The organism is Epilithonimonas xixisoli, from assembly GCF_004365655.1.
GTDB classification, from domain to species: Bacteria; Bacteroidota; Bacteroidia; order Flavobacteriales; family Weeksellaceae; genus Epilithonimonas; species Epilithonimonas xixisoli.
In genome coordinates this window covers 858758-875841 of sequence record NZ_SOEO01000001.1, presented here as the reverse complement: position 1 = coordinate 875841, position 17084 = coordinate 858758, and the positions used below count along the sequence as shown (strand labels likewise).

At 37.3% G+C, this 17084-nt stretch carries 10 protein-coding genes; all 10 read right to left on the bottom strand.

Annotated features, from left to right (window positions below):
- Window positions 1-389: 389 nt before the first annotated feature.
- The 10 genes from B0I22_RS04085 to B0I22_RS04040 all read right to left on the bottom strand — a co-directional run bounded on the left by B0I22_RS04085 (window position 390) and on the right by B0I22_RS04040 (window position 16909).
- On the bottom strand, window positions 390-1451 hold the full coding sequence (locus B0I22_RS04085; protein ID WP_133943378.1) for an aldose epimerase family protein: 1062 nt from the start codon (window positions 1449-1451) through the stop codon (window positions 390-392).
- A gap of 15 nt (window positions 1452-1466) precedes the next feature.
- The gene (locus tag B0I22_RS04080) at window positions 1467-3956 is read right to left on the bottom strand and encodes a glycosyl hydrolase 115 family protein (protein WP_133943377.1); all 2490 of its coding nucleotides are present in this window, start codon (window positions 3954-3956) and stop codon (window positions 1467-1469) included.
- Window positions 3957-4010: 54 nt separating this feature from the next.
- Window positions 4011-5723 (bottom strand): glycoside hydrolase family 43 protein, encoded by a 1713-nt coding sequence (locus B0I22_RS04075; RefSeq protein ID WP_185145336.1) that lies wholly within the window; start codon window positions 5721-5723, stop codon window positions 4011-4013.
- A 349-nt stretch (window positions 5724-6072) separates the two neighbouring features.
- On the bottom strand, window positions 6073-6888 hold the full coding sequence (locus B0I22_RS04070) for an SDR family oxidoreductase (RefSeq protein ID WP_133943376.1): 816 nt from the start codon (window positions 6886-6888) through the stop codon (window positions 6073-6075).
- Window positions 6889-7084: 196 nt separating this feature from the next.
- Window positions 7085-8263, bottom strand: a complete 1179-nt coding sequence (uxuA, locus tag B0I22_RS04065) for a mannonate dehydratase (protein WP_133943375.1) — start codon at window positions 8261-8263, stop codon at window positions 7085-7087.
- An 84-nt stretch (window positions 8264-8347) separates the two neighbouring features.
- The gene (locus tag B0I22_RS04060) at window positions 8348-10288 is read right to left on the bottom strand and encodes a RagB/SusD family nutrient uptake outer membrane protein (protein WP_133943374.1); all 1941 of its coding nucleotides are present in this window, start codon (window positions 10286-10288) and stop codon (window positions 8348-8350) included.
- Window positions 10289-10300: 12 nt separating this feature from the next.
- Window positions 10301-13165, bottom strand: a complete 2865-nt coding sequence (locus tag B0I22_RS04055) for a SusC/RagA family TonB-linked outer membrane protein (RefSeq protein ID WP_133943373.1) — start codon at window positions 13163-13165, stop codon at window positions 10301-10303.
- Between the two features lie 83 nt (window positions 13166-13248).
- Complete coding sequence (xylA, locus tag B0I22_RS04050) at window positions 13249-14577, bottom strand: xylose isomerase (protein ID WP_133943372.1); 1329 nt, start codon at window positions 14575-14577, stop codon at window positions 13249-13251.
- Window positions 14578-14686: 109 nt separating this feature from the next.
- Window positions 14687-16171: a xylulokinase gene (locus B0I22_RS04045; protein ID WP_133943371.1), complete on the bottom strand. Its 1485-nt coding sequence runs from the start codon at window positions 16169-16171 to the stop codon at window positions 14687-14689.
- A gap of 12 nt (window positions 16172-16183) precedes the next feature.
- Window positions 16184-16909 carry an NUDIX hydrolase gene (locus B0I22_RS04040; RefSeq protein WP_133943370.1) on the bottom strand — a complete coding sequence of 242 codons (726 nt, stop codon included), beginning with the start codon at window positions 16907-16909 and terminating at the stop codon, window positions 16184-16186.
- Window positions 16910-17084 lie beyond the last annotated feature (175 nt).

The window sequence follows — 17084 nt, the reverse complement described above, 5'->3', positions numbered from 1 at the left end:
CTACCCTTATCATAAAAAATAAGATTAGCAAAAGGAAAGATAATCAAGACCATAAATTCAAATTCTTTATATACAAATTGATTAGCCTAAACGAAAATTATTCTTCAAATTTCAATCTCTTACACTTATCGTAATTTTGACGATATGATTTTTGGTAAAACTTATGAAAAGCTTCTGTGAATCAGAATTCAACTTTAACATAATTTTAACATTCAATTCATTTATATTTAATGTTAATTTGAACTTTAAAGCTCAATTTAAGTCTCTTCAAATAACAGAAAACATTGTCTAAATGCTGATTTTCAAAAAATTCTAAAATTAATTCAAAATTAAGTGTCCATATTACATTTAATTATGATTTAGATTAAATTCTAAAAAACTCTTAGAATTTACTTTTTCACAGAGAATTTATAAATCGTTTTTGAATCATATTTTTCTCCCGGTTTCAACACTGTTGATGGGAAATTTGGTTGATTTGGAGAATCCGGAAAATGTTGAGTTTCCAAACAAAATCCAGTTCTCTTTTCACTTTTCCCGCCAGTTTTAGTTTCAAATTTTCCATCGAGGAAATTTCCGGAATAGAACTGGACGCCTGGTTCGCTTGTCAGAACTTCCATCACTCTACCCGATTCTGGATGATGAACTGTGGCGATACTTCTAAGTCCATTTCCATTCAAAATAAAATTGTGATCGTAACCATTTCCCAATTTCAATGGCTTATCATCAGCATTAATATCTTTTCCGATTGGTTTTGAAACTGTAAAATCAAACGCTGTGTTTTCCACATTTTTCAATTCTCCAGTTGGAATCATTGACGAGTTTGTCGGAAGGAATTGATTGGCATCAATCTGCAATTCGTGGTCTAGAATTTCCTTGGCAAAATCTCCCGAAAGATTGAAATACGAATGTTGTGTCAGATTGACAATCGTCGGTTTGTCGGTTTTAGCTTCATAAGAGATTTCCAAAGCATCATCATCTGTCAGCGTGTAAAAAACCGTTGTTTTCAGATTTCCAGGAAAACCTTCTTCGCCGTCTGGGCTTGTGTAGGTCAGTTTTAATGATGAAAATTCTGAATCTTTTACAATTTCAATATTCCAAAACTTTGTGTGAAAACCATTTTTTCCGCCGTGCAAACTATTAGAATTATCATTTTGATTGACTTGATATGATTTTCCATCAATCTCAAATTTTCCGTTCGCAATTCGGTTTCCGTATCTTCCGATGATGGCTCCAAAAAAGTATGGATTTCCATTGAAATAATCTTCCGGTTTTGTGAATCCTAAAACGACATCCTCGTACTTCCCGTTTTTGTCTGGCGCCGTAAGTGAAGTGATGATTCCACCAAAATTGATGACTTCCAACTTCATCCCATTTTTGTTGGTCAGCGTATATTTCTTGACCATTTTTCCGTCAGCCATTGTCCCGTAATCTGAAACTTGAATATCTTTCATTAATTTTAAATCTAATTAATTTACAAAATCACTTTCCGGCGCACCGAGATAAGAATCTTTCAAACCGCTTGTATTAATCAATATTTTTTGAAGGACAATTCCCGCATCCAAAACTCGGAAACGCAAGGTGTGTTTTCCAGCTTTTGAAATCTGATGTTTCGTTTTGGATTTGATGATGTGTTCCGACTGCCATTTCCCTAATTCTCCACGATAATGTCCATTGAAATTGATGATTTGAGGTTTTTCATTATCAAAAGAAATCTCATAACGAAGACCTTTATTTGAATTAAAATTAAGAGTCGGCGCTAATAACAATTGAACTTCAAATTCTCCTGTCGAAGTGAAATCAACTTCATATTCAAGCGAAACATTCTCATTCTGTTTTGGAGAAATATTTTGAGGAAAAGTGGTAATTCCAGACAAAGTTTTTCCAAAATCAGGAATGACTTTCCATTCAATTTTATCTGAATTATTTTTTCTTGAAAAATGCTCCGCTTCGATTGAAATGTAACCAGCTTTTTCTTTGAAACTTCTGCTTTTTAAAACTTCATTTTCGTTTAAATAAATCATTTCAGGCAATTTATTCTTTTCAGGCTGTTGCCAATTGTCGTACCCAATTCTGGTTTGATCCATCGTGTGTTTCCACTTTCCGCCAGAGATTTCATTATTGTATTTGTTTTGTAAAACCGAATCATACTCAAAGTTTGCCTTTGCTTTGTCTGCAAAATCATTGGCTCTGAGGTCTTTTTTTGAAGCTAAATGATGATTTTTTGCGACATTAAAATACAATTCATACAAATTACTACAAGCATCGATCGGATACAAAACCAATTGGTAATACGCATCTTTATATTCAACAGGAATCTCGTTGTACAAGCGATTTGCATCAAGAGAAAGTTTCCTGTAATCATTCACAACAGTTTCAAATTCATTATAATTTTCGAGGCTGTAAGTTTTGCTGTCCAAAGTTTCAGGCGTGACTCTTCGGTTATATTTTGCATATAGATTTATCATTCTTGCAATTTCCTTAGAATTCTTTTCTCCAAACTGTTCAGAAGCCCAATTTTGCGTGTATTCCAAAAGATTATCAGAATTGAATTGTTTCGGATTCCAAGCCATTTCCAAGAAAAAACTGATCGGAAATTCCATCGGCTTCAAATCGCCGACATTTACAACCCAGATTTTATCAACTTTATGTTCGTAAGTGAGATTCATCTGTTCCCAAACTCTTTGGATTGGACTAATATTTATCCATTTGGAATTTCTCGGTCCGCCAACATAATCGAAGTGATAATACATTCCGTAACCGCCTTTGTGCAAAGGTTTTGACAAATCCGGAAGTTTGCGCACATTGCCCCAATTGTCATCACAAAACAGCAAAGTCACATCATCCGGAACACGCATTCCCGCATCATAATAATCCTGAACTTCTTTGTACAATGCCCAAACTTGTGGCGTTTTATTGGCTTTTTTACCAGAAGTTTTTTCTATAATTCGTCTTTGATTTTTAACGATATTTTCAAGTAGTGAAATGTTGGTTCCCTCGCCCATCGCTTCGTCGCCATCGCCACGCATCCCGACTGTAACCAGCTTTTCCCAGTTTTTGGAACGTTCTATTCCGGTTGTCCAGAATTCATCCAAAACTTTTTTGTTTTTAGAATAATCCCAGACATTTGGCAGATTATTTTTCTTGATGTATCGTCTCCAATCCTGTTGTGCCAAAGCCATCGGCTCGTGATGCGACGTTCCCATTACGATTCCCATTTCGTTAGCCAAAATTCCGTTTTGTGGGTCGTCATCGTAGAAAGCACTTCCCCACATTGCCGGCCAAAGATAATTGCCTTTGAGTCTCAAAATCAGTTCAAAAACTTTCTCATAGAATTTGGAATTGAAACCGCCAAAAGTCGCTCTCGCCCAGCCTCCAAGCGAAGGTTCTTCGTCATTTAGGAAAATTCCACGGTATTCTACAGCTGGCTCATTATCTGTGTAAATTCCTTTTTTGAAATAAATATTTTCCGATTTTTTGACCGGAACATCTGCCCAATAATGCCACGGCGAAACACCAATTTGCTTTGAAAACTCGTAGATTCCGTAGATTGTTCCGCGTTTGTCGCTTCCTGCAATCAGGATGATTTCTGAGATTCCGTTGAAATCTTTAATATTTTGAATGAGATATTTTTCTCGTTTTCCTTTTAAATCTTTCTCGTTCAGTTTTTTCTGTTTGATTAATTCATCAATGACTGAATTGGTTCCAATCGTTCCAATGATAATCAATGGCGAATTTGAATTTGAAATTTGATTAATGACATTCGGAGTTTCGCCTGTTACTTTTTGAAAATCAGATTGAAGATTATTTACAGCTCTTAGAATTCCTTTATCGATGGATGAATTTGTGAAGATTGAAAGCTTTGTTGATTTTTCCTTTATAACAAGAACATCAGAACTTTTTTCAGTCGTGATGAAAGGTTCAGTTGCTTTTACATTAATGATAAAAGAAAATGTCATTAATGATAAAAAAAAATTCAAATAATTTATTTTAACAAATTGATTCATAATTATTTAAAATTTAATATCATTATCAGACGTTGCATACAAACCAATCAAGCTTCCCGTAAATCCGCCTGCAACATCTGTTGACAAAATGTCGCCAGAGACTTTTCCGCCAAGATTCTTAAAATTATCCCCATCCAAAGAATAATTGAACTGATAATCATCCGAAACAACAGAAACTTGAAGTTGAATATTCTTCGAAAGCGAAATCTTCTCACTTGCAACTACAGTTGAAATTCCTTTTTCCGTGCGTTCCAAAACGATGTAGAAATCTTTGTCCTTCTTCGTAATTCCAAAAACATAATTGAAATTTTCGCTTTGATAGCAAGTGATTCCCGCTAATTCTTTTTCAGATTTTGGTTTGAAATCCAAAGTCACAGAAGTTTCCGAAGTTGCGTGTTGCTGTCTGTGAAACAATGCTGAAATTGGAGCTTTTGCTTTGATATTCGTAGAAAACGCATTGATTTTGATCCCGATTTTAGTCTGAGAAATAAAACTTTCACGAGGTCCACGCATCGCAATCCATCGGTAATCCAATTGAGATTTTTTCAAATCATCATTGAAAGTGAAATTACCATTGGGAAAAAATTCTTTTTCGTTGGTTTGATTTTTCACGCCGTTTGGCATTTTTAATTTTGGTTTCATTGGCACCAAACCGTTTTGAAAAACCGGATAAGTTCCGCTCCAATCAACGGGCAAAATGAAAGTTTCACGACCAGTTGTCACTCTGTTTTTTTCGTTCGGACGAATGGCTAAAAATACGCCGTAATATTTTCCATCAGGCGTTTCCACCAAATCTGCGTGGCCAGCCCAATCCACGTTATCTTTTCTGTCTTTCGGAAAATATCTTTGGGTCAAAATAGGATTGTTACCAGCCGGAACAAATGGACCTTTTGGAGAATCCGACATAAAAATTACTTCGCTGTGATTGCCACCAGTTCCACCTTCCGCACACATCAGGAAATATTTACCGTCTTTTTTGTACAAATGCGGACCTTCTATCCAAATCGGTTTTTGACTAATATCTACGCCTCCATTCACGATAATTTTATCTGAACCGGCAACAATCTGGTCTTTCTCCAAATCATATTCCCAGATTTTGATGACTCTGTGACCGCTGTATTGTTCTGTTCCTTTTGGTGGTGCATCGTTGTGGACAATGTAGGCTTTCCCGTCATCATCAAAGAAAATTGCAGGATCAATTCCGTCAAAGTTTAGTTTTTGAACTTCACTCCAGCCTTGTTTTGGATCTTTTGTTTTCACGACCATATTTCCTATTCCACTTGCAATCTGCGTAGTAATCATATAAAAAGTATCGTTGAACTTATTATATTTAATATCTGGAGCGTAAATTCCTTCTGAAAATCCAGCTTTATCGACTTTCAATTGGGAAGGTCTGTCCAAAACGTGACCAATCTGCTTCCAATTTACCAAATCATTAGAATGAAAAATTGGAACACCCGGAAACATCGAAAATGAAGAATTGACCAAATAATAATCGTTTCCTTTTCTCGTGATGCTCGGATCCGGATAACAGCCTTGAAGAATCGGAGAATAGAATTCGTCTTCTTTCAGAGGATTTTCTGAGTAGATTTTATCATTTCCTTTATAAGAAAAATCAGAAAAAGTTTGTGCAGAAAATTGAGAGATTGTCAATAATGCTGTCGCAATCAGCGAGTTTCTATTTATTTTAAAATTGAGATTCATTGGATTCTGTTTCATTATTTTATTTTTAACCTGAGTTTGATTCTAAATTTTGTAAAAAAAACATTAATAGGAATGGGCTTTAGCCCATTTACAAAATATTAATCCGAAATTGGCTTTAGCCAAAATCTATTATAAAGTTTGGCTAAAGCCTTTTTAATCTCCACATTTTATAGCCGGGCTAAAGCCCGACCCTATTGATTGCAATTCAAACACATAACAATCACTTAGTAATAAATTATTAATCGAACTCAGGTTTTTAATAGATTGATGATAATTCAACTGAGAAAAAAACTTTAAAAACAAGACCTTAATTGAAATTAAAATCAAGGCCTTGTTCACTGTATAAAGAAAATAATACTCAATTTTAAACGCCACTGAAAGCGCTGAAACCACCATCAACAGGAATCAAAGCGCCTGTGATAAAACTGGCCGCATCCGAACATAGAAACTGAACGGTTCCATTAAGTTCTTCCACTTCGCCAAATCTTTGCATTGGTGTTTTGGCAATTACTTTTTTGCTTCGGTCGGTTAAAGATCCATCTGGATTGATGAGAATCGCACGATTTTGATCGCCAATGAAAAAGCCTGGCGCAACGGCATTCACACGGATTTTGTCTCCAAACTTAAGCGCCAAATCTGTAGCCAACCATTGCGTGAAATTGGTAATTGCAGACTTCGCCGCCGCATAACCTCCAACTCTCGTAATCGCTGAATAAGCCGCCATCGAAGAAATATTAATAATGCTTCCACTTCCCTGATCTGCCATTGCTTTCCCGAAAACAAAGCTCGGGTAAACGGTTCCATTGATGTTCAGATCCGTCACCTCATCCCAGCCTTCCAAATTCATATCGAAAAATGATTGGTCTGGAGAAAGTGTTGCCGAATGAATATTACCGCCAGCGATATTCAATAAAATATCGATTTTGCCATATTTTTCGAGAATTAGTTTTGAAGCATTTTCGAGACTTTCGATGTTCATAATGTTTGCCTCGATGGCTAATGCATCGCCTCCGGATTCCGTAAGTTCCTTTACTTTCAAATCTAAAGTTTCCTGATTTCTGCCAATCGCAACTACTTTTGCGCCGGCTTCGATGAAACTTTTAGCCAAGCTTCCGCCGAGAACGCCTGAAGCTCCGGTGATGACTGCGACTTTTCCTTTTATGCTGAATATTTCGTTCATTTTTTATAATTGATGGATGATGATTGATAAATGATAATGTTGAACTCTTCGGGTTCGGTTTTTGTTTGTTCGATTTTTCCGTAGGTTGCACCTACGGCTATTGTTGTTGAACCCTTTCGGGTTTGTTGGGAAATTATAATTTATATTCCATAGGTTTCACCTACGGCTACTGATATTAAATCCTTTGGGTTTTGATTTAGTTTTTATTTGACAATTCGTTTTGAACTGTTGCGATTACGCCATCAATTTGACCTAATGCCAGCATTCTTCCCAAGAAAGAATAACCTGGATTGTAGCCTTTATCGATATCATCCGTCAAAAGTCGACCGTGATCGATGCGCATTGGTAAAGCTGGATTTTCCTTCTCAAAAATTCTGATAACCTCAACAATTTTCCCTCTGCCTTCCAAATGTCCAGCTTCTATGAAATCTCCATTTTCGAAAACATTGGTACTTCTGAGGTGGACAAATTTTGTTCTGGAAGCATATTTCTGAGCCAACTTTGGAACGTCATTTTGAAGTCCAGCGCTCAATGAACCTGTACAAAAAGTCAATCCGTTGTGGGGATTATCGACCGCATTCAGGAACCAATCGATGTCATCTTCATTGGTCACAATTCTTGGCAAACCTAACAACGAAAATGGTGGATCGTCTGGATGAACGCACATTTGGATGCCATATTCTTCGCAAACGGGCATTATTTTTTCGAGGAAATATTTCATATTCTGACGAAGCTGATCTTTGTCGATTCCGTCATAAAGTGCCAATAGACTTTTGAAAATGGCTACTGGATTTTGATCGCCTTCTTTGATATTTCCATTCACAAAACCTTGTGTTTTTACAATGATAGAATCGATCAAATCATTGTTATCATCATCGGTTAAAGTGGTTTTTAGTTCTTCAACTTTTGAGAGAATTTCTTGGGTGTAATCTTTTTCAGCGCCTTCTCTTTTCAGAATGTGAATTTCGAAATAGGCGAATTTGGCTTTGTCAAAATACAATGATGACGAACCATCTTTCCATTGAAAATAAAGGTCTGTACGAGCCCAATCCAAAACCGGCATAAAGTTGTAGCAAACGGTTTTAACGCCTGCTTTGCCAAGATTTTTGAGACTTTCGATATAATTTTCTATCAGTTGATCTCTGTTTTCGCCTCCGTACTTGATAGGCTCGCTCACGGCAAGACTCTCAACTACAGACCAACGAAGTCCGAAACTTTCTATATAGTTTTTATAATCCTCGATGGCCTCCAATGACCAGATTTCGCCATTCGGAATGTCGTGAAGTGCTGATACAATACCTTCTACTCCGATTTGGCGGAGCATATCCAATTTGATTTTGTCCTTCTTCCCAAACCAACGCCAAGTTTTTTCCATAGTAGTTTATTTAATTAAACAAAGCAGGTGTAAAGGCTACACCTACTTTGTTCTTGATTGATATGAATGTGAAATTATTAATAATTAATATCCAGGATTCTGGTAAGCCGCCAATTCTGCAGGACTTAATTCCATAGATTCCATTTGTCTAAGAGGAATTGGTCTCAAGTACATATAATTAGAAATTGTTCTGTTGTAAGTCTTTGGCGTGTGGTCTGTCAAAGCTGTACCACCAATGGTGTAAGACTTCGCCAATTCTCCCCATTTTTGAGTTCTTACTAAGTCATGCCATCTGTAACCTTCACCAAAATATTCTCTGGATCTCTCTGCCAAGATATAATCAATTGTGATTGCAGCTGGTGTTGCAGCGATCATTGCAGCACTGTTATCTTCATTTTTAACAACATTTCCATTGTTACTGAATCTCCATTTTCCAGCTCTAGCTCTGATAACATTGATCAAATCTCTAGCACTTGTAGCTCCAGTTGCGCCTTTCACAGCTGCTTCTGCTGCAACAAAATACAGTTCTGAGAATTTTGCAATTGGGAAAGGTCTTGGACTTCCTCCATTTGGCTGACCCAATCCCGTGTAAGAAGATCTGTAATATCCTATTTTCCAAAGATTTGGATAAGCATATCTGTTGATTCCATTTGGTGCAATTACAAAATCTGCTCTTCCTGGTAATACACCAGCTCCAACATTACTTTTATAAACAGAATTAGAATAATCAATCGCTGAATTGTCCTCATCTATAAATGAAAGTATTGCGCTTCCTACTTGTACTGGTAAACCGTTTGCTCCGTAAAGCGTATTAGTTGAAATTCCGGCTTTGTTCCAGTTGGATCTGAAAGTCGTAACAAAAGTTCCGTCGTATCTAGAGTCATTTACTTTATCAGCAAAGGTATTTTTTACGACTTCGATTGGTGGCGCCATACATTTCCAAGGTCTTCCATAAGCTTGTGCAGATTCTCTTTGAACAGAACGAACTTTTGCACCTGTCCAAGCAGCGTCAGAAGAACTTTCAAGGAAAGTATAATCCCAAGTTGTCATCCACATTGCAAAGTTTCCTGGTGAAGATCCTGTGTTGTATGAAGCACTTGAACCATCGTAATACTCACTTGTTTCTGTATGATCTGCAAACAACAACATTTCTTTATGACGATCATTACTTCCTACGTTCACATCGTAGTAAGTTGGTTGAAGTGCATATCCTGAAGGATTGTTGATACCTTCCATCGCAATATCATAAGCTTTTTGGAAGTACCATTGTGCACTTTGTCCATTAGGATCCACTCTAGGCGTTTCCGGATAAGTTGGGATGTTGTTTGGATTTTGAAGCCACCAAGCGTAGGTCAAATAAGCTTTTGCTAGATAAAGTCTGGCTACTGTTTTTGTAACACCACCCGTAACACGAGGCGTATTTGGCAAATCTTCTATCGCTTTTATTAAATCTGGAAAAATAGATTTTGTGTAAACCTCAGTTACTGTATTTCTTTTGGAACCTCTTACTGTACTTGTGTTGAAAGCTAATTCGCCAGAACCTAAATCCAATGGAACTCCACCAAAAGTCTGTGCAAGATTGAAATACATAAAACCTCGGAAGAATCTAGCTTCTGCGATAATACTGCTTGCAATATTAAACTGTCCACCTTTTTCTATTACACCATTTGAAGTGTTGATACTTTTGAAAGCATTGTTCCATAAAACATCAGACCGGCTACTTGCTGGGGTCAATTGTCCAACACCAGATAGATCCATATCTTTGTAGTTTCCATCTGCGCCGTGTCCCCAAGTATATTCATCGGTTCCGGTTTCTGTGGCATTTAGCCAATAACCATTACCATAGATATTTCTAAGATTGGCATACATAAAAGTGATACCTCCCAAAACACCTTCTTCTGTTCCAAAATAGGCTGATGTATAAGTTGCGCGAGGTGTTTCTTCTAATATATCATTCGAACAGCTTGATAATACTACTGTAGCCAAAACTGCTTTTACTGCTGTATTTATTCTGAATTTTTTCATTTTGAATAATTTTTAGAATGTTAAGTTTAGACCAATCATATAGTTGCGTATAGATGGCGTGTTGGTACCAATTGTCAAGAATCTGCTTTTGTAAACATCATTCACAGCTTGATTTTCATTTCCAAGTGAGTTTGTTTCCGGATCCATTCCAGACTCATCGTGGTATGGAGAGAAGAATACAAATGGATTGGTAACTGTTGCGTAAACTCTCAATCTTGTGATTCCCGCTTTTTTGAAAACTTCCTGATCAAAATTGTAACCTACAGTTATCGTTCTGATTTTAAGATAAGAAGCATCAAACAAAGCTAAAGTACTACCATATTTTGGATTATTACTACTTTGGATTCCGCCTGGTTTTGGATATCTCACATTCGGATTTTCCTCTGTCCAGTAATCTACATCAACGTTGTTTCTTCTACCGCTTAACATATTCAAGTAACTTGTATTTCCGTAAAGTGTACTGATCAAAACACCTCCACTTCTGAAAGCTCCAACCATACTCAAATCCCAGTTTTTATATGCTAATCTCGTATTGAAACCTCCAACAAAATCCGGATCTGTATTGATGATTTGTCTGTCTGCTGGCCCAATAGCTCTTACAGGTGTTCCATCAGCATTGTATCCGCCTGTGTAAAGAACCTTAATCATACCAACATTTCCACCTGGTTCTAATGTATTTAAATTAGGATCTCCATTTTGCCAAAGACCTTCATACTGATAATCAAATATGGAGTTTATCGAATGTCCTACGAACCACCAGTTTGACTCATCTCTAGTTGCACCAGAAGCCAATGACGTAATTTTGTTTCTGTTTGCAGAGATATTAAATCCTGCATCCCAACTAAAATCTTGACCATTGATGATGCTACCATTCAATGAAAATTCGAAACCTTTGTTCTGAGTAGAACCAACATTTGAAAGCGTTCTGTCTGCTCCGGAAGTAAATGGTAAATTAACATCCAAAAGCAAATCTTTGGTATTAGTTACATAATATTCAAAAGTACCAGTAACTCTATTATTAAATAATCCGAAATCTAAACCGTAGTTAAATGTTTCTGAGTTTTCCCAACCCAATTTTGGATTTGGAAGTCTGGACACGTAATATCCCATTGCATAAGCACTACCAAAGTTATATGGTGTTGTGCTCAGTTGTCCTAAAGTTGTATAAGGACTTACCGCTTGATTCGCTGTTCCTCCATACCCAAAACGCAGTTTTAAGTTATTAACATACTGAGAATCTTTAAGAAAAGCTTCATTAGCTACATTCCAACCTGCCGAGAATGCATTGTAGATATTCCATTGGTATCCTGGCGCGAGTCTAGAAGACCCATCTCCTCTGATGGTTGCAGAAAACATATAACGTCCATCATACTCGTACATTACACGTCCCATCCAAGACTTCAATCCAGCAATATAATAACCTTGCTGATCTGGATTAATGGTAATCTCTCCTTCTGCGTGTCCTAAGTTATAAAACTGGAAAGCATCTGTAGGAATATCTCTTGCCGTGATGTAAGAACTGTTGAATTTGGTTTGCTCCTGAGATTGCAATGCTACAACATTCACTTTGTGTTTATCAGCAAAAGTTCTGTCGTAAGTCAAGATATTTTCGTTAACCCAATGTGTTGTAAGGGAATTACCAATGGATGCAGATGAAAGATTATTTGGCTCTGAGCTGAAAACACCTTCTCCAGTGTAGTTTCCAGTATTTGTAGTTTTAAAGTTCAAACCTACGTTGGATCTTAGTTTAAGACCTTTTACCCAAGGAATATTAAACTCTCCAAAGAAATTATTATATGAACTGAAAGACAAAGCTTTATCTATCCAAGCATCTCCAAGTCTGTCTAAACTTGCTCTAGTGGTTACATATTGTGTATCCGCAGACATTATCACTCTTTCTTTCAAAGTTCCATCCGCATTGTATGGGTTGGAAATTGGTGTGGAACTCAACGCATTGTAGATTCCAAGATTAGAGCCTTTGTTTACAGTGTAAGCATTGTTGGTGGACATTCCTATTTTGAAATATTTCCCTAGATCCTGATCCAAACTTCCTCTCACATTCAGTCTTTCAAAACCTTGTCCCGGAAGCACAGATTTCTCATTGTAATAACTGAATCCGAAGTTGTAAGACCCTTTCTCTGTTCCTCCAGAAATCCCGACATCGTGATTGGTAGTGATTCCTTTTTTGTAAAGAAGATCCTGCCAATCGGTATTAATATCATTAGATTCATCTACACCCGGCTGAACAAAAAGATTGGCGTCTGCACGAAGTTTGATGAATTTGTCAGCACTCATCATCGGATATTCTGAAAATATTTTTGAAACCCCTGTGAATGTATTGTAAGAAAAAGTCGCTTTTTGTCTTTTTCTACCAGTTTTGGAAGTAATCAAAATAACTCCATTCGCTCCACGAGAACCGTAGATAGCCGTAGCAGAAGCATCTTTCAAGATGTCTAAACTTTGAATATCATTAGGACTAATATCCGCCAATGATCCAGGAAAAGGAATCCCGTCCAGAACAATCAAAGGATCGTTATTCCCTGTAAGAGAACGCGTTCCACGTATTCTGATTTGCATTGGCGCTCCTGGCTTGCTCGATGTTTGGGCGATATCAACACCCGCGGCACGACCTTGCAAAGCCTGGCTAATATTCGCAGAAGGAACTTCCCTCATAACGTCTCCTTTTACAGAAACTACGGATCCTGTGACAGCCTCTTTTCTCTGTTTTCCATATCCTATTACGACTACTTCATCTATCTTACTTTCATTGGCAACAACGGTATCATTTGTACTTTGAGAATAGGCCAACGTGGTAGGCAACAAAGCCATTGCAAAAAATATTGCAGCCTTGTTTTTGGCAAAATTAAATCTATTCATAATAATTTATTGTTTTAAGTTAGGTTGTTCTAAAAGTGTTGATGTCATTAATGTAAAATCACATCAACACCCTTATTATTTTTTTAGATATGCATATTCACAAGCGCTTCGAAGAGTTCTTGCTTGCCACTTTTCGGGATTGGTTCTCCGGATGCGTGGGCAATTTTTTGCAAGTCTTCTAAAGTTAATTTACCTTCTTCGTAAGCTTTTCCATTGCCACTGTCAAATGATGAATATCTTTCTGTTCTCAGTTTATTGTAATCTGAATTTTCCAAAATATCTGCTGCTACCAAAAGTCCTTTTGCAAAAGCATCCATACCCGCCACGTGAGCGATGAAAAGATCATCGGCATCTGTAGAATTACGACGGATTTTCGCATCGAAGTTCACACCGCCAGAACCTAAACCGCCACTTGGAAGAATTACCAACCAAGCCTGAGCTAGTTCAAAATAATCGATTGGAAACTGGTCTGTATCCCAACCATTTTGGTAATCTCCTCTATTTGCATCTATGCTTCCCAACATTCCTGCATCTACTGCAGCCTGAAGTTCGTGCTCGAAAGTGTGTCCTGCCAATGTTGCGTGGTTTACCTCAAGATTCAATTTGAAATCTTTTTCCAATCCGTGGCTTTTCAAAAATCCGATTACTGTTTCTGCATCGTAGTCGTACTGGTGTTTTGTAGGCTCCATCGGTTTTGGCTCGATAAGGAAAGTTCCTTGGAAACCTTGGCTTCTTGCATAGTCGCGAGACATTGTAAGGAAACGGGCAAGGTGCTCTTTCTCACGTTTCATATCGGTGTTCAAAAGGCTCATATAACCTTCTCTTCCGCCCCAGAAAACATAATTTTCACCACCAAGTGCAATCGTTGCATCGATAGAATTTTTAACCTGAGTTCCTGCGCAAGCCACAACATCGAAGTTTGGATTGGTAGAAGCTCCGTTCATATATCTTTCGTGCGTGAAAACGTTAGCCGTTCCCCAAAGCAATTTGATTCCTGTTTCTGCTTGTTTTTCTTTAGCATATTCTACAACAGCTTGAAGATTTTTTTCATAATCTTTCCAATTGTCAGCAGGATCTACCAAATCAATATCGTGGAAACAGTAATATCCGAATCCCATTTTTTGCATAAACTCAAATCCAGCGTCCATTTTATATTTGGCTCTGGAAACGGCATCAGTTCCTTTGCTCCAAGGGTGGTGAATAGTTGGTCCTCCAAATGGATCGCTACCGTCTGCGCATAGTGTGTGCCACCAAGCCATTGCAAAACGCATCCATTCTTTCATTGGTTTCCCCATCACTACTCTATCTGCATCATAATAGCGAAACGCCAATGGATTTCTGCTCTCTCTACCTTCAAATTTGATTTGATCTACTCCTGGGAAAAACGTTTTTGTTTCTGTTGAAATGTTCATATTATTTAATTTATTTTTAATTATTGACTTCAATTTTTGATTGTAGAATCCCTTCCTCACAGACTTTTTGAGTCAGCAAGTGAATGTAAATTCGGTATGTTTTTTTGGATTAAATTATTTCTTTGAGATGATCTTGCCACCTCTCGTAGGCTTCTAAGTATTGTTCTCTTTTCTCGGATTCGGGCTCTATCACAGCTATTTTTTCTAATGAAGAAAATGCTTCTTTGGAATCTTCATAAAAACCGATTCCCATTCCTGCGGCTCTCGCGGCTCCAACAGCTCCGTCTGTATCGTAAAGCTCGATGGTTGCATTGCTCACACTCGCTAATGACTGACGGAAGATGGAACTCAAAAACATATTGGCGTTTCCTGCACGGATGACATTGATGTCCATTCCCATATCTCGCATAATGTTCATCCCGTATTCATAAGAAAAAACAATGGCTTCCTGCGCAGCGCGGAGAACATCACCTTTTGAATGAATATTAAAATTAATTCCGTGGATGGAACATCTTGTATCTTTATTTTCCAAAACCCTTTCGGCGCCGTTTCCAAATGGAATAATGCTCAAACCTTTGGAACCTATTGGAGAAAGTGATGCAAGTTCATTCATATCACCATAAGATGATAATGAAGTGGCAAAATTGTGCTTCAACCAAGAATTAAGAATTCCTGTTCCATTGATGCAAAGCAAAACGCCTAATCTCATTTGCTCCTCGGTGTGATTCACGTGTGCGAAAGTGTTAACTCTGGATAATTTATCATAATCCAACTGATCCAAAACACCGTAAACAACACCAGAAGTTCCTGCTGTAGAAGCAATTTCTCCCGGATTGAAAACGTTTAATGACAATGCATTATTCGGTTGATCGCCGGCTCTGTAGGAAATTGGCGTTCCTACTTTCAGTCCCAATTCTTCTGCGGCAGAAGCGGAAACTGTGGATTGAATCCCAAATGTTGGAACAATCTCTGGAAAAAAACTTTTCGGAATTCCGTAATAATTAATAACATCTTCTGAGATACAATTGTTTTTGAAATCCCAGAAAATCCCTTCGGAAAGACCTTCAACAGTAATTCCTATTTCGCCGGAAAGTTTCATTGCAATGTAATCTCCGGGCAACATTATTTTATCAATCTTAGAAAAAATATCCGGCTCATTTTCCTTAACCCAAGCTAATTTGGAAGCTGTGAAATTTCCTGGCGAATTCAAAAGATGTGAAAGACACTTTTCTTCTCCAATTTCTTTGAAAGCCTTTTCACCATAAGGGACTGCGCGACTGTCACACCAGATGATGGATGGACGAAGAAGATTCTGGTCTTTATCAACCAATATCAATCCGTGCATTTGCCAAGTGATCCCAATTCCCTTGATGTCATCTGCATCTACATTGGCGTGCGACATTACGGATTGATGCGCCAACTTTAGATTGGTCCACCAATCCGCAGGATTTTGCTCTGCCCAACCAGGATTGATGGCTGTGATTTTCATCTCTTTTTTCGGTGAAAAATCAGAGGCTACAATTTTCCCACTGGAAGCCTCTATGAGACAAACTTTTACAGAAGAACTGCCGATATCATATCCTAACAAATACATAATTCTTGAAACTTATTTAATTAATTTATTGTGGGTTTTTTTATAAATTTTAGGATCAAACCTGTAATATCTTGCAGCGCGATGGGAAACATTCTGCTCGATCTCCTCCATCTGAATGATATAATTGAATGATGAAATCTTCTTGTGAAAATTCTTGATGTCAATTTTCTTTTCGCTCACGGCGCTGTAAAGCTGATACAACATTCTGATTGTGAATTTCTTTGGCAAGAGTTCAAAGATGATGGAGAAATCTGTTTCCATCCACTTTCTGATTTCTATCAAAGATTCATTGATGATTTGGTTATGATCGAAGGGCAATTGCGGAACTTTGTCTATTGGATGCCAATCTACAGTATCATATTTTGAGCTGTTGATCTTGTGGTCTATTTTGCAAAGCGCGAGATACGCCACAGTGATGATTCGGTCAATATTATGTTTGTACTCCGTTCCCATCCATTTGATATCATTCTGATTGCTGGCGCGGGCAGGATCTGCAAAACATTTGAATTGTTTCAAAACCATTTTTTTGATTCCGGTCAATTCATACATTACTCTATTTGCCGCATCATCCACATCTTCATCACTAAAGATCAAACTTCCTGGCAATTTTTTCTGACTGTCAACCGGCATATTTTCTACGTGGCGCTGCACCAACAAAATGTTCAGTCTATTTTCATAGTCAAAACCGAAAACCACACAGTCAACAGAAACATAGGTATGTATAAATTCTGGATTCATTTGAGTGTTAACATTTACGTAACATCACAAATATAAAAATAGAATTGAAATAAAAAAATAAATTTTACATTATGTACTATATATCAACTATTTACATATCGATTTTATATGATAAGAATGATGTAAACAATATGATAAGCTTATCATATTTAATATGATATATAATTCTAAAGTA